This window comes from Pseudocolwellia agarivorans (assembly GCF_002000085.1).
GTDB lineage: Bacteria > Pseudomonadota > Gammaproteobacteria > Enterobacterales > Alteromonadaceae > Pseudocolwellia > Pseudocolwellia agarivorans.
Genome location: NZ_MUZU01000002.1, coordinates 216,729 through 233,050 on the forward strand (window position 1 = coordinate 216,729; position 16,322 = coordinate 233,050).

The 16,322-nt window shown below is 35.6% G+C and carries 12 protein-coding genes; 6 read left to right on the forward strand and 6 right to left on the reverse strand.

What is annotated here, in order from left to right; genetic code table 11:
* Positions 1-47 precede the first annotated feature (47 nt).
* Complete coding sequence (locus tag B0X80_RS04050) at positions 48-443, forward strand: universal stress protein (RefSeq protein WP_076419668.1); 396 nt, start codon at positions 48-50, stop codon at positions 441-443.
* 86 nt (positions 444-529) lie between these two features.
* Here B0X80_RS04050 and B0X80_RS04055 read toward each other — a convergent pair whose 3' ends face one another.
* Both B0X80_RS04055 and B0X80_RS04060 read right to left on the reverse strand, forming a co-directional pair.
* Positions 530-1,156, reverse strand: coding sequence for a methyltransferase family protein (locus B0X80_RS04055; RefSeq protein WP_077338532.1), 627 nt, complete (start codon positions 1,154-1,156; stop codon positions 530-532).
* 33 nt (positions 1,157-1,189) lie between these two features.
* Positions 1,190-1,420, reverse strand: coding sequence for a DUF2789 domain-containing protein (locus B0X80_RS04060; RefSeq protein WP_077338533.1), 231 nt, complete (start codon positions 1,418-1,420; stop codon positions 1,190-1,192).
* 771 nt (positions 1,421-2,191) lie between these two features.
* Here B0X80_RS04060 and xylB point away from each other — a divergent pair.
* The 5 genes from xylB (at position 2,192) to pgi (ending at position 9,888) form a co-directional block, all read left to right on the forward strand.
* On the forward strand, positions 2,192-3,649 hold the full coding sequence (gene xylB, locus B0X80_RS04065; RefSeq protein WP_077338534.1) for a xylulokinase: 1,458 nt from the start codon (positions 2,192-2,194) through the stop codon (positions 3,647-3,649).
* Between the two features lie 64 nt (positions 3,650-3,713).
* Positions 3,714-5,033 carry a xylose isomerase gene (gene xylA / locus B0X80_RS04070; protein ID WP_077338535.1) on the forward strand — a complete coding sequence of 440 codons (1,320 nt, stop codon included), beginning with the start codon at positions 3,714-3,716 and terminating at the stop codon, positions 5,031-5,033.
* A gap of 137 nt (positions 5,034-5,170) precedes the next feature.
* Positions 5,171-6,124, forward strand: coding sequence for a transaldolase (tal, locus tag B0X80_RS04075; protein ID WP_077338536.1), 954 nt, complete (start codon positions 5,171-5,173; stop codon positions 6,122-6,124).
* A 91-nt stretch (positions 6,125-6,215) separates the two neighbouring features.
* On the forward strand, positions 6,216-8,228 hold the full coding sequence (gene tkt / locus B0X80_RS04080; protein WP_077338537.1) for a transketolase: 2,013 nt from the start codon (positions 6,216-6,218) through the stop codon (positions 8,226-8,228).
* Positions 8,229-8,241: 13 nt separating this feature from the next.
* Positions 8,242-9,888 (forward strand): glucose-6-phosphate isomerase, encoded by a 1,647-nt coding sequence (pgi, locus tag B0X80_RS04085; RefSeq protein ID WP_077338538.1) that lies wholly within the window; start codon positions 8,242-8,244, stop codon positions 9,886-9,888.
* A gap of 78 nt (positions 9,889-9,966) precedes the next feature.
* On the opposite strand, the gene B0X80_RS04090 is transcribed toward pgi, so the two are convergent.
* The 4 genes from B0X80_RS04090 to B0X80_RS04105 form a co-directional block, all read right to left on the reverse strand.
* Positions 9,967-11,313, reverse strand: coding sequence for an MATE family efflux transporter (locus tag B0X80_RS04090; protein ID WP_245825387.1), 1,347 nt, complete (start codon positions 11,311-11,313; stop codon positions 9,967-9,969).
* A gap of 100 nt (positions 11,314-11,413) precedes the next feature.
* Positions 11,414-12,499, reverse strand: coding sequence for a glycoside hydrolase family 26 protein (locus B0X80_RS04095; protein ID WP_077338539.1), 1,086 nt, complete (start codon positions 12,497-12,499; stop codon positions 11,414-11,416).
* 337 nt (positions 12,500-12,836) lie between these two features.
* Positions 12,837-13,877, reverse strand: coding sequence for a LacI family DNA-binding transcriptional regulator (locus tag B0X80_RS04100; RefSeq protein WP_077338540.1), 1,041 nt, complete (start codon positions 13,875-13,877; stop codon positions 12,837-12,839).
* A gap of 543 nt (positions 13,878-14,420) precedes the next feature.
* The gene (locus B0X80_RS04105; RefSeq protein ID WP_077338541.1) at positions 14,421-16,259 is read right to left on the reverse strand and encodes an alpha-1,3-galactosidase-related protein; all 1,839 of its coding nucleotides are present in this window, start codon (positions 16,257-16,259) and stop codon (positions 14,421-14,423) included.
* Between the last annotated feature and the right edge of the window lie 63 nt (positions 16,260-16,322).

A 16,322-nucleotide genomic window follows, 5' to 3' on the forward strand; every position in this document is an offset into this window, starting at 1 on the left:
TTTTGTTATTAAAATGAACCATTAATAAACTATTTAAGGATGTATCTATGTATAAAACAATTATTTGCGCCATTGAAGCAAGTAAAGAAGGTGAAGCGGTACTTGCTAAAGCTCAAGAATTTGCACTTTTATGTAATGCTAAGTTATTTGTAACTCATGTAATTCCATACGCTTTACTACCTAAAGATTACCAAAAACAATTAAAAGAAGAAACGTTACCTAAAATGGAATCTATTACTGGCGCCTTAGGTATAGCTAAAAAAAATGTATCAGTTAAGTTTGGTAAACCTTATGAGCAAATTTGTGAATTAGCAGAAAAAAAAGAAGCCGATTTAATTATATTAGGGACTCATTCAAAAAAAGGTATTCAAGCTTTAATTGGCTCTACAGCAAACGGTGTCGCTAACTATGCTAAGTGTGATGTTTCGCTTGTGAAAATTTAGTAAATTCATGTAATTGGTTACATTTTTATTTTCGCTGTAAGTAATAAGGAACTATTGTGAGATAGTTCCTTATCATTTTAACCTCCCTACAGCCACCTCCTTACATTAGCTGTATATATTTTATATTCGTTTACAAAGAGTTTAGTTAAGTGTTTTTCTTCCGACAAAATTTGTCGATATAACATTAACAAGCCAATGGTCAAACAGACTAAAGTAAATAAGGAAGGTAAAGCTAAAAAGAATCCTATTTGAGAAATAGCGACACATAAAAATATAGGATTACGAGAATACTTAAAAAATCCGTTGGTAATAAGCTGTTTAGGCCCTTCAGAATCAATACCTGAACGCCATTTATCTCCCATACTTAGGTGTACAATAATGGTCATCATAAACCCAAAGATCATTAAGCTAATACCGGTAAAAATAATGGGTAATGTTTGTAAAGAGGTAAACATAATTAGGTAATTATCTATCTCTTCAAAAAACACTCTAAACAAACACACCATCCAAATACTTAGCCTAAAGAAACGAAATGTCATGTGATTCCACCACGTTGAGCAAAAACGCTCTCCAGGCAAAACCAAATCGACAGGCTGTTTTATCTGCGCGACAATAATTTTTACAGTATAAAAAGCGGCTACACAAGTGTAAAAAACAGCTAAAAATATACGCGTAAATTCAATTATTCCAGAAGAAGCATTAATGGTGCTCATGGTTTATCCTTAACATTAATTTGAAATACAGTGCTAACGTAGCATTGCGTCTAGTTGGTCAACTATTTCAGCCCAATCTGCGTCATCATCTTTAGATTGTTGTAAAAACGAGGCTTGTGATGCAGTCCAAATATTGGCTTGGTGTAATACTACATCACTTTCTATTGGCTTATGTTGTTTAACAAAGGTTTCAATGTCTTTATCGGTACTTGCTAAACCTAATTGCGCAAATAAATTATTTAAAGAATGATTATGTTTTTCCATGATAACGGTCCTTATTATTAAGTGAGTTACACTTTATTTGATAAAAAAGATGACTAGCAAAAACTGTTTACTTATTTTAACAACTAATAGGATAACTTGTGTTTTCTATAAGTTGCCTACCAATATTTCACACCTACATTAATATTTAAAGTTTAAATTCCTTTTTTGAGTTAACTCTACCTTAACTGATCAATGCCCTTTTTTATTTGAAATTATTTATATTGTTAATTCATATCAAATAGTCTGTTTTATCATAAGATTATAGTTAAATTGACTTATTTGAGTATTACTCCCCCCTTTTTGATTAATCATAAACCTAGTTTGCCCTATTAAATTACACACTATTTAATGGCTTATTCGTTAACAGCCCACGAACATTTGTTAGTAGACAACAAAAAACAAGTTAAAGCTTCATTATTTAAAACGCCACTTCCTTAAATTAGAACTTATAAGCTGAATATGAAAAGCACTTAGAAGTGATAAACCCATAAAATGTTAACGCTAACAAATAAAATAATATAAATAACATTTCCTTTATCGGGGTTGTAATAAAATAAAGAAAAAAAATAATAAAATATCTAACTTTTATTGTAAATTATCCCACCAAAATAATTCACAACAAAACAGCAACTTAAACAGTTAAAATAGAAAACCAATCAATATCGATTATAAATAGCACAATTAATTACTAATAAAACCGTTGCCAAATGATTTTCTCGATGATAATGTTAGCGCTAACAAATAAGCAAACGAATTTATTAGAGAGTATTTATGTACTTGGGAATTGATTTAGGCACATCAGGTGTGAAAGTTATCCTACTTGATGATAACGATAAAATTATTGAACAAGCGTCAGCTTCGTTAACGGTTAGCCGCCCAGCTCCGTTGTGGTCTGAACAAGATCCTAGTGATTGGTGGCAAGCAACTAACGACGCAATTGCAACGTTAAAAGTTAAAAACAGCGAAGCATTATCTTCTGTTGTTGCTGTGGGTTTATCTGGCCAAATGCACGGTGCTACTTTACTTGATAATAACAACAACATTATCCGCCCTGCTATTTTATGGAATGACGGACGATGCGAACAACAATGCAAAACCATTGAAGCGCGTGAACCCAATACACGTGCTATTACTGGCAATATTGCTATGCCAGGATTTACAGCGCCTAAATTGGTTTGGTTAAAAGAAAACGAACCTGAAAACTTCAACAAAGTGGCTAAAGTTTTATTACCTAAAGACTACTTACGCTTTTTAATGACGGGCGATTTTGCTTCAGACATGTCTGACAGTGCAGGTACGTTATGGCTTGATGTTGAAAAAAGACAATGGTCTGAAAAAATGCTAACAGCAACCGATTTAACAATTGAGCAAATGCCAGCCTTGTTTGAAGGTACTGAAATTACCGGTTACCTCACTAAAGATATTGCTGAGCAATGGGGTGTTAACCAAGTTCCTGTAATTGCTGGTGGTGGCGACAATGCTGCGGGTGCCGCAGGTATTGGCGTTATTAATCCGAATGAAGCCTTTTTATCTTTAGGTACTTCGGGCGTATATTTTGTAGCAAACGAAACTTACAACCCAAATCCAGACAGTGCTGTTCATACTTTCTGTCATTGTATTCCAAATACTTGGCATCAAATGTCAGTCATTTTAAGTGCTGCAAGTTGTTTAACTTGGGTGACTCAATTAACGGGCTTTAAAGACGAAAAAAGCTTATTAGACGAAGTAGAAAAACTTGATTTTTCAGTGCCCTCTTCAGTGATATTTTTGCCTTATTTATCTGGCGAACGTACACCACACAACAACCCTAATGCCCAAGGTGTTTTCTTTGGTTTAGGCCATAACACTGATGCAGCTGAGTTAGGCCGTGCCGTTTTAGAAGGCATAGCTTTCGCCTTTAACGATGGTCAAGAAGCGTTAATGGCAGCAGGCACACAAATCGATACTGTTTCAGTTATCGGTGGCGGCTCTCGCAGCAAATTATGGGGAAAAATTTTAGCTAGCGTATTAAACAAACCGTTAACTTACCGCAACGGTGGCGAAGTAGGCCCAGCACATGGTGCTGCACGTTTAGCTAAAGTTGGCGCAAATAAAGTAGATGCAAGCACTGTTTGTGTAGCGGGAGATATTGTACATGTTATTGAACCCGACCAAACAATGGCTAATTACTACGAAACACAAAAACGTAAGTATCAAAAACTATACCTTAGTTTAAAAGAACACTTTTAAGCTGACTTAAATATTTTTTAAACCAAATAAATTTCGACATAAAAAATTTAATTAGGAGAAAACCATGAGTGAACAATTTTTTAACAACGTAAAAAAAATTCAATTTGAAGGTGCTAACAGCACTAACCCACTAGCTTTCCGTCACTACGATGAAAACAAAATCGTACTTGGCAAAACAATGAAAGAGCATTTACGTTTTGCTGCTTGTTACTGGCACAACTTTTGTTCAACAGGTTTTGATATTTTTGGTGAAGGTACATTTGATCGTCCTTGGATCCAACCTACAGGCAACCAATTACAACTTGCTGAACAAAAAGCTAAAGTTGCTTTCGAATTTTTCGAAAAACTAGGTGCTCCTTACTTTTGTTTCCATGATGCTGATATTGCACCTGAAGGAAATTCATTAAAAGAATTCCACTCAAACGTTAACCACATTGCTGACATTTTTGAAAAAGAAATGGAACGTACTGGCGTTAAGCTACTTTGGGGAACAGCTAACTTATTCTCAAATGCACGTTTTTGTGCAGGTGGTTCAACTAACCCTAATCCAGATCTTTACGCCTATGCTGCTGCTCAAGTTAAGCATGCTATGGATGTTACGCATCGTTTAGGTGGTGAAAACTACGTACTTTGGGGTGGTCGTGAAGGTTACGATACTTTATTAAACACTAACCTTAAGCAAGAAGGCGAGCAATACGCACGTTTCCTTAAAATGGTTATTGAACATAAAAACAAAATTGGCTTTAAAGGTAAGTTATTAATTGAGCCTAAGCCTCAAGAACCTACTAAGCATCAATACGATTACGATACGGCGACTGTTGCTGGCTTCTTACACAAGCACGGTATTGCGGGTGAAGTTCACGTAAACATTGAAGCTAACCATGCAACACTTGCTGGTCATAGTTTCCATCACGAAATTGCAGTTGCTTGTGCTGAAGGCATTATGGGTAGTGTTGATGCTAACCGTGGCGACATGCAAAACGGTTGGGATACAGACCAATTCCCTAACGATGTAGCTGAATGTACATTAGTAATGTACGAAATCCTTAAAGCGGGTGGTTTAGACACGGGTGGATTCAACTTCGATACTAAACTTCGTCGTCAATCATGTGAACGTGATGATTTATTTATTGGTCACATCGGTGGTATGGATACTATGGCTCAAGCTTTAGTTAATGCGGCTAAATTAATTGAAGATGCACCATTAACTCAATTTGTTGACGAGCGTTACGCAGGTTGGAAAGGTAAGTTAGGTCAAAGCATCATGTCTGGTGAGCAAAGCCTTGAAAGTTTATCTAAGTTAGTACTTGAAGAAAACATTAACCCTAAACCAGTTTCTGGTCGTCAAGAACTACTTGAAAACATTGTTAATCGTTACGTTTAAATCTTATTCAAAAATATAAGTAACCATAACAATTTACCAACCGATTGCTTATCAGTCGGTTGGTAACAATTGATCAGCAAACATACATTAAATATAAGGTTGTCAGTAACTTTAATGTTTTCTGACAAAAAATAAAAATGAACTTACTTGAACAACTAAAACAAGTCACAAAAGTGGTAGCTGATAGCGGCGATGTTGACTCTATCAAAGCATTAAACCCAGTAGATGCCACCACTAACCCATCGCTTATTTTACAAGCGGCAAAACTTCCACAATACAAACACTTAATTGATGATGCTATTTCAAAATCTACCGTCAACGGCAAAGCCGATATTGACGATGTTTGTGATCAATTAATTGTGAATTTTGGTTGTGAAATTTTAAAACATGTACCAGGTCGTATTTCTTCAGAAGTTGATGCTAAGTTATCGTTTGATACTCAAGCGAGTATTGAAAAAGGCCGTAAGTTAATTGCTCTTTATGAAAAAGCCGGCATTAATAAAGAAAGAGTTTTAATTAAATTAGCTTCAACATGGCAAGGTATTAAAGCCGCAGAACAGCTAGAAAAAGAAGGTATCGCTTGTAACCTAACGTTATTGTTTAGTATGGCTCAAGCTGTTGCCTGTGCTGAAGCAAACGTAACGCTTATTTCCCCTTTTGTTGGTCGTATTTTAGATTGGTACAAAGCTAAAGATTCTCAAGATACCGACTTTAGTGGTGCAAACGATCCGGGTGTTCAATCAGTCACTAAAATCTATCAATACTACAAAACCTATGATTACAGCACAGTTGTAATGGGCGCAAGTTTCAGAAATACGTCTGAAATTATTGAATTAGCAGGTTGTGATTTACTGACTATTTCACCTACGTTATTAACTGATCTACAAAATAGTGAAGGCACACTCGAAACAAAATTAGATGCAACAAAAGTTCAAGTAAAATCGCGTGATGAAATAACACCTTTAACAGAATCTAGCTTCGCATGGCAACACAATGAAGATGCTATGGCGACTGAAAAACTTTCTGAAGGTATTCGTAACTTTGCTAAAGATCAAAATACATTAGAACAAATGGTTTCAGCACTTTTATAAATACTATACCCGTAACCATTCAAAGAATATAACCCAATGACTTATACCTTGGGTTATTTCACTATTAAAAAACTATTTTAAGGAATTCATCATGACGTCTTCAAGACAGCATTTAGCAAATGCTATCCGCGCTTTATCAATGGATGCAGTACAACAAGCAAAATCAGGTCACCCTGGCGCACCTATGGGCATGGCAGACATTGCTGAAGTATTGTGGAATGATCATCTAAAACATAATCCCACCAATCCTAATTGGGCGGATCGTGATCGCTTTATCCTAAGTAATGGTCATGGCTCAATGTTAATTTATTCGCTACTGCATTTAAGTGGTTATGACTTACCGATTGATGAATTAAAACAGTTTAGACAGTTACATTCAAAAACGCCGGGGCACCCTGAATATGGTTACACGGTAGGTGTTGAAACAACAACGGGCCCATTAGGTGCTGGTATATCTAATGCTGTAGGGATGGCTATAGCTGAAAAAACCTTAGCGGCACATTTCAATCGTCCTAACTTTGATATTGTAGATCATTACACTTACTGCTTTTTAGGTGACGGCTGTTTAATGGAAGGTATTTCTCATGAAGTATGTTCTTTAGCTGGCACATTAGGTTTAGGTAAGTTAATTGCCTTTTGGGATGACAACGGTATTTCAATTGATGGACATGTTGAAGGCTGGTTTACTGACAACACCCCTGCCCGTTTCGAAGCTTACAATTGGCATGTGATCAGTGATGTAGACGGTCACAATCCTGTAGCCATTAACAAAGCGATTGAAGAAGCTAAAAGCGTTACCGACAAACCAACAATGATCTGTTGTAAAACAACAATTGGTTTTGGTTCTCCTAATAAATCAGGCTCGCACGACTGTCACGGTGCGCCATTAGGTGATGAAGAAATTGCAGCAACACGCAAGTTTCTAAATTGGCCACACGCTCCTTTTGAAATCCCTACTGATGTTTATTCAGCTTGGGATGCTAAAACAAAAGGCACTGAAAAAGAAACACAATGGAACGAACGACTTAACGCATACAAAGCTGAGCATCCAGCACTAGCCGCTGAATTTACTCGTCGTCTCCTTGATAAAGCCTTACCTGAAAACTTTGTTAAAGCCGCTGACGCCTTTATTGCACAAACGCAAGCAGAAGGTCAAAACATAGCCAGCCGTAAAGCCTCACAAAATACCATTGAAGCCTTTGGTAAATTATTACCTGAATTATTAGGTGGTTCTGCCGATTTAGCGGGTTCTAACTTAACATTATGGTCTGGTTCTAAAGGCATATCAGCAGACGATGCTGATGGTAATTACTTATTTTACGGGGTACGTGAATTTGGTATGAGCGGTATTATGAATGGTATTTCATTACATGACGGTTTCATTAATTACGGCGCAACGTTCCTTATGTTTATGGAATATGCACGTAACGCTGTACGTATGTCGTCGTTAATGGGCATTCAAAATATTTTTGTTTATACCCATGACTCTATTGGTCAAGGTGAAGATGGCCCAACTCATCAACCTATCGAACAAATAGCTAATTTACGCATGACACCAAATCTTCAAACATGGCGCCCTTGTGACGCGGTAGAGTCTGCTGTTGCATGGAAATCAGCCGTAGTAAGACAAGATGGTCCGTCAGCTTTAATCTTTAGCCGTCAAGGTTTACCACATCAAGCACGTGATACAGCACAAATCGCTTCAATTGAAAAAGGCGGTTATGTATTAAAAGCTTGTGCTGGCACACCTGATCTTATTTTAATTGCAACAGGCTCTGAAGTGGGTATTGCAATGCAAGCGGCTGAAGAACTAGCAGCCAAAGGCGTTGCTGTTCAAGTGGTTTCAATGCCATGTACAAATTTATTTGATGCTCAAGACGATGCATATAAAGCGTCTGTATTACCTGATGCAGTTCAATCGATCATAGCAATAGAAACGGCACACGTGGACTACTGGCACAAATATGTTGGTAAAAACGGAAAAATTATTGGCATGAGTTCATTTGGTGAATCTGCACCCGGTAATGTATTACTCGAACACTTTGGTTTTACTGTTGAAAATATCATTAAAACAGCCCTTACGTTTGATAACGTAAACGTATAGGTGGAGAAATAAAATGACATCAAGAACCTCACTGCCAAGTTGGCAAAAACTAACTGCTCACGCTGAGGAAATGAAGCAACAGCATATGGTTGATTTATTTGCTAAGGATAGTGAACGTTTTTCTAAATATTCGATTGATACCTCACAGTTTTTATTCGATTATTCCAAAAACGTAATGTCTGACGAGACTCATGCTTTATTGCTAAATTTGGCAAAAGAATGTGACGTTGAAGCATGGCGTGAAAAGATGTTTACGGGTGAACGTATCAATAAAACAGAAAATCGTTCTGTATTGCATACGGCTCTTCGTAATCATTCAAGCACACCAACCATAGTTGACGGAAAAAACATTAGCGAAGGTGTCCAAAAAGCACTTAATCACGTTAAAGCTTTTAGCGATAAAGTACGCAATGGTGAATGGTTAGGTTACTCAGGCAAAAGAATAACTGACGTAGTGAGTATTGGTGTAGGCGGCTCGAACCTTGGGCCACAAATGGTAACAGAAGCCTTAAACGAATATGCTAACGATGAAATTCAAGTACATTACGTATCAAACGTTGACGGCACACAAGTAGCAAATGTTTTACGTGAATTAACACCTGAAACAACGTTATTTATTGTATCGAGTAAAACATTCACAACCTCTGAAACGATGACAAATGCCACAACAGCCATGCAATGGTTAGTGGCATCTTCATTTAACAAAAGTGCGATTGCTAAACATTTTGTAGCGGTATCTTCGAACAAAGAAAAAGCCACCGCATTTGGTATTGAAGAAGAAAACATATTTGATATGTGGGATTGGGTTGGCGGGCGTTTTTCTCTATGGTCAACCATAGGTCTACCTATTGCGATTTATTTAGGATTTGACTATTTTGTTGAGCTTTTAGAAGGCGCTAGCGAGATGGATTATCACTTTTGTAATACGCCTTTAGAGAGTAATGCCCCTGTAATTATGGCCTTATTAAGTGTATGGAACACTACCTTTTTAGGCTCTCAATCACAGGTTATTTTACCGTACGATCAATCTTTACATATGTTACCGGCTTATTTACAACAAGCTGAAATGGAAAGTAACGGTAAATCTACCTCTTGGGATGGCAAGCAAATTAGCTATACCACAGTACCTGCATTATGGGGTGAAATAGGTATTAACGGACAACACGCTTTTTATCAATATCTTCATCAAGGCAATACCATAGTACCTGCCGACTTTATTGGTTCAGTTGAAAGTTTAATTCCTGTAGATAATCACCACGACATTTTAATGTCTAACTTTTTTGCTCAAACACAAGCGCTCATGCAAGGTGTTACTGAAGCACAAGTACGTGAAGAACTTACCGCTAAAGGTATGCCAACTGAAGAGATAGACAAAGTGGCGCCGCACAAAGTACATAAAGGTAACCGCCCTTCTAATACAATTCTTATGCAAAAACTAACACCAAAAGCACTAGGTAGTTTAGTTGCCTTATACGAGCATAAAATATTTGTTCAAGGTATTTTGTTGCAAATATGCTCGTTTGACCAATGGGGAGTAGAGCTGGGTAAAGGCTTAGCGAATAATATTCACGCTGAACTTACCGATAATAAAATTAGCGAGCATCACGACAGCTCAACTAAAGGCTTAATGACCTTCTATAAAAAGAATCAAATAAGCTAACTAATCATCGTGATACATTATTAGAGAAATATAAAATAACGAATAAAAGGACTTATTCGTTGTTCAGCTAGCCAATCATTAGTCTGTAACTAAATTCTTTAACCACACTTTTTGTCTCATTCTTATTGTAAACATAACCGCTTTACACACTTCTTCAGAATAAGCCGTAACAACCACCCAGAACAAAGGTAAATTAAAATAAAAAGCCGCTAAAAAAGTTAAAGGCAAACTGATGATCCACATACCGGTAAAATCTATCAGCAAGCAAAAAGTATTGTCGCCTCCTGCTCTTAAAATACCTACCGATATTGTCATGTTATAAACTTTGATACAGGTAGCAAAAATCATTAACAAGAAAATTTCAGACGCTAAATCTAACGTTGTTACAGCCATAGATTGAAACGACAAAAACACAACATCTTCAAATATATAAAGCAGAAAAGCTAAAACAAAAGTCACTATCGGCCCAAAAGTTGAAAAAACCAAGCTTATTTTCCAAGCTTCAGCAAAGTTACTTCTTCCTAAATTTTGGCCAATAAGTATCGAGCAAGCTGAAGAAAACCCTAAAAAGAATGAAATTAATACGCCTTCAACAGGCGTTAACATGCTCATTACTGCCAGTTCTTGTGTACCTATTTGTCCGTAAATTAATTGATAAACAAAGGTACCTAACGACCAAACACCAAAGCTCAACATCATAGGCAGAATTAAACGAATAAACTTATTCCACATTATCCTATTACGGATCTCAGTGAAGCTGTTTCTTGTGGGAAATACAGGGTGTTTAATTTTATATAAGCAATAAACAATCATGCACAAATGAAATAAGCGAGAAATTGTTGTCGCCCAAGCTGCGCCCGTAACACCCATAGCGTCTAGGCCTAAGCCACCATTTATTAACCAGTAATTTAATACAACATTAAGGCCTATTGCTAATGTACTAAAAACCATAGGTAATTTTACTTGCCCCGTTGCTCTTAAAGCATGTTCAAGAATAAAAATAACCGCAAGAAAAAACAGGCTAGGAAAGGTGATCCATAAATAAGTTTCGCCAGTGGCAATTAATGCTTCATTATCGCTAGCAAGGTGTAATAGATCAGCCGCGTAAAAAAAGTTTAGGGTAACAACAGGTAATAAAAAAAGTGCTGAAAATAAAATAGCCATAACGACAGCATTTTTAATTTTATGGACTTGCGCTGCGCCAAAATACTGAGCAGATAAAACACTAACACCCGAAGCAACACCAATAAGTATAACTAACACCACAAAAGTAATACGGTTACTTATACCCACAGCCGCTACTGCACTGTCACCTAAGTGAGAAACCATCGCAATATCTATCATACCCAAAACGGTCACTAAAATGTTCTGTAGCGATATAGGCCAAGCTAGCTTGAAGGTTTTTTTAAAAAAATCTAAGTTCAATTCAAATACCTAATAATGTATGAAACATGAAAATACGCGATCAAACCTCATTATAATGAGAACTAGAAATAAGATGTTAATTCTAGTTCACTTTCAAAATTTACTTCTCTAGAGGAATAGCGTTAAAACTCTGGGAGTTTAACCAAATAGGGTCGTTTATTTCTTTGATATAGGCTTCACGGACAACGCTATTTTTCTCTAATCTAGCGTCTTTCCAATTATGCCATGAAAAGCCCAACTTATTAGACCAAAAATACCAATCCCAGTTAATATAACTAATCGCTTTTATTTGAGGATATTTTTTAACCATTTCAAAAAAGGGTTGATACCAAGCACGCCAGCTTTCAATACCATCTTCAACACCAACGTAACGAGGTGTTGTTTCACCAATCATTACAGGTTTTCCATGAGCTTGTGCACTTTTATAAAAATCATCAAGCCACGGGTTTGTTATTTCTTGAGGTGAAAAAATATCCACTCCCCACCAATCAACAACGTCATCACCTGGGTAAAACGCCATTAAGTCTTTTTTAGAGATAAAACCTGCAGACCCACCAGCGCTACACCAAACCGTGGCTATATTTTTTATTCCACTTAACTTGATTTTTTCACTGATCAATCGAAAAGCTGATACATAACCTTCTGGCGTATAGTTATTCCATTTACCTTCAAATTCATAACCAATTCGTAAGTATGTTGGTGTTTTAACGTCTTTTAGTGCATTAATAAAAAGACTTAACTGTTCGTTATATTTACCTTGAGACAAACTTAGCGCTTCGCCCGAACCATCATCTTTACCTGTAGTAAGGTTTAATCCTATTTGTAAAACAACATTTTTGTTGCCCATAGAAGCGAGCTCAGTTTTAATTTTTTTATGCCATGCTATAACTTCATCAGTTGACTGAGTGATTGAAATATAAGTCATATACATTAAAGGCTTACTACCTTCAGGCATTAGATTTTTATACTTTATATAACTGTCTATGTCTTGTCCTGCACCGTGAATAATGCCAGTTTTAGGCTCCATTTTCGCATCAAAATTTAAACGCGGTTTATAAACACCTTGAGAAATTGCAACATCCGAATCATTAGCGCTTAACGTACTAACAGATATATTTTCAGATTTTAAAGCACTAGAACAACCCACAGTTACTGCTAATAATAGAATGAAATACCAGTTTTTCATTTACTTACCCTTTTAGTAATACAGTTTATTATTGTCACATAGACTATAACAATATTATATAAATAAAAGTCTTCTTTAGCATTATATTTATTGGATGAAAAAGTGACTGCTTAGGTCATTGTTTTTGCTGATTAACACTTTATGAATATTAATCAGTAACGTATGAAGTGTTATGGGGTGATAGAAAATGGAACCGGTGTAATACCAAAACAACTATAAAACAGGGATACCTAATAAACAGTCAATAAAGTAACCCCAACCACTATTGTATACCCGTAGCCAATCAAGAGGCTATTTCAGAGCACTTGAATGGTTACGGGTATAAATATCTTAGGCTCTATGACTCTTTCAAATGATAAACAGAGTTTCTTTCAATAAGCTCTGGCATAAATAAATGCGTTTTATTCTCTACATTTTCTTTATCTTTTGTTAAATCAATAGATAGCTGAGCTGCATATTTTGCCATTTGTACTACAGGGTAATTAATTGTAGTTAATTGAGGACGAACGATCATTGAAACATAAACGTTATCAAAACCAATAATAGATACATCTTCTGGTACTCTTATACCGTTATCAAGTAATAGGTTCATTGCACCAACTGCCATATGATCGTTATAAGCAATAATCGCAGTAAATTTCTGACCACTTTCGAGTAAACGTTTAGCCGTAGATTCACCTTCAAGGTTACCTCCATTTTGCCCCTGTTTAATTACTTGTTTAAGGTCAGAAACAAAAATAAGCTCATCTTTAACGGTATGTCCGGCCATCTCCATTGCCATTTTAAACCCTCGAATACGATCATGAGGATCTTGGTTGTTATAATAACTGGTTAACACGGCAATATCTTTATGATTATTATTCAGCAGATATTCGGTTGAAATTCGTCCACCAACAGTATTATCTAACCATACACAACGTCCGGCTATGCTTGGAATAAAACGGTTAATGAGTACTAACCCAGGTAATTCCTCACATAATTTGATTAAGGTTTCGTTACTAGAGTATTTGCTATGAATAATGATGTTTTCACAGCCATTTTCTCTAAGAGAAGCTATTGCTTCAATTTCACCTTCTTCATCATGTAGTGAATTCCCCATCATAACTTTGTACTGCATTTGACGAGCAACTTCTTCTATACCTTGCGCAATACCACCAAAAAAAGGGTCTGACAAATTTGGAGTTACAATACCCATAGTATCTGAACGCTTACTCACTAACGCTCGAGCATTAGTATTAGGCCGATAACCAAGTTGCTTAATTATCTTTTGTACTTTAGCTCGACACTTATCACCTACTTGCCCTTTATCTCGAACAACACGTGATACCGTTGCAGTTGATACGTTTGCAGCACGTGCAACATCTTTTATAGTAACCACTTATTTAACACCTTTATATATTGTACTTTAAATAAACCAAGCAACTTATCTTATGACTTTAATATTTATACTAATATTATAAATAGAGTTAGTTGTTATAAAAAAACAACCTTTCTTACCCAAACAATGCAATATAACACCTAAAACAAGATACCTAACAATCTTGTTCATATAAATAACTGTTTGAATAGCTTAGCAATATAAGAAAAAAATAATAATTACGTTATTGTAACACGTTTACCTGATCTAACTAAAATCGTTTGTAATAATGACCTTCAAAACCTATATGCTTTATTAATACGGTAAAGAAAAACACTAGTAAATTATCGAAGGAAAAGACAAGAAAACATTCAACAAAAAAACTACTTAGCGATTAAATGATTATAGAAAAAAGGAAGGAACTTATACGGAATTGGAAACGGTCTTGAATCGTTTTATGATTGAATTCGAAGACCGTTTTAAAGATATTTTAAACGAGGTAATTACACAAAATACATTACAGGGTAATCAAAACTTACCTTTCCCTGAAATTTAATACTCTAGTTAAAAACCAGTGAATTGATTATTATCTTCAATAATTACATTATCGCTGTATTGAACATTAAAGAATTCTTTGTCTATTTTTCGTTCTGGATATTCTGATGTTTTATTAATTTTATTGTTTTTAAACGTTAACCCATCCACAGAAAAAAGATTTAAAATTAAGCCTTTGTCATAAACATTAAACGTGTTGTTTTCAATCAAAATATTTTTGTTGTAACGCACCTTATCTCTATATTCTTCGGTGATCCCTGCAGCCACATCAATTACAGCTTTGCCCCACACACCAAAATTTGAATTATCGAAGGTATTATTTCTAATAATGGCATTACTTACACCACCTTGTTCAAACCAAAAAACTGCATCGCCTTCAAATAAAATAGCAGCACCTGGCGAACGGAAATAATTATCTTCAACAATCGTTTTTCCTCTACAGTTAAGCAGCATTCCTCTCGCACGATTACGTCGAATAGTATTTCCTTTGATCAACACCTCAGGATAATCTCTAACTTCAGCAACTGAGTCTCCAACCTTGAAACGTTCATCAATAACATTTTCAAAAGTCACTCGCGTAATTTCTTTACTTAAACGCTCAAAGCTTGCTACTTTATTTAGTCCATATGTCATCATACTTTCTCCATGAACTAATTCTAACGTACCACCTGCTTTGATAAATTCATAACCAAATTGATGTGGGTGTTGAAGCCTTATATCCACTGTTTTGTTATCCACAATATAATCTGCCATAGCATAAATACCGTGAATATTAGTCGCGTCATCTTTTTGGTTTTCAAATAGGTTATTAATTAACGATATTTTTCCCGTACAATTAACAAAATGAGTCGCATCAGCTGTTGTACTTATATATCGATCTTTTGAAGGAGTTACGGCACTATTTTGTACAGTAACATTATGACAATTTTCAGCTAAAATCCCCATAGCGCCTGAATGATGAATAGTTACATTATCAAATATAACGTCTTGACTTGAAGTAAGAATAAAACCCGCATAATCACGACGATCGGGTGCAAACGTCATAATATTTCCTACTTTACCTTGTAATTTAGGGTGTGTAATTCGAACATTTCCTTTACCTTTTATATGTTCAGCTGGTAATGCATTCCCAACCCATATATCAGGTGCCATATACTCAGTTTCACGACGCTCGGCGTTATATTCTAACAAGCTTTGATAACCGTATTTTTTTTCAACATCTTTACGACGCTCTAAGCGCTCAAATACAGGGTAGCCAGGAGGTAATTCACGTATTCCAATAAAGCTTAAAATACCCGCTGGTGTAATTTCATATGGAAATTGCTCACTAAAATGTAAATCCATATAACCTTTACCAACCGCTAATATTTTACCTTCTTGATGAAAAGGTCGTTCATAATCAATAGAGAAGTTTTTAAAGGAAACATTTTTTGAGTTTTGAACAACAAAGGGATTCATAAATCCATGAAAAATAAATTCTGAACCTTGACCATCAATTTCAAGCCCTTTTAATTCATTTAATGGAAAAGCGACGCGTTTTAATCCTTCATCATTATTACTAACAAACAAGTATTGCTCTTTAGCTCTTGTAGGGTAGAAATCATATCGTCCTTTCGGAAATACAATTTTAACTGCACCTGTTTTTTTTGCTTGTTCAATAAGCCTAATTATTTTTAATGTACTATCTGATTTATCATCTTTAGTAATACCGTACTCTTCGACATTAATAACTTTGTCGCCCAAAGAAGAGAGTGCAAAAGCATTTAAACTACACAAGATTGCGGAAAAAAACACGCAATTAGCAAGCTTAACAGGAATAATTTTTTTTAATTTTTTAACCAATTTCATAAAACATCTATCCAAAGAAATTTTTTAATATTCTTTAATATAAAAAGCTAGTTATTTAGCTAG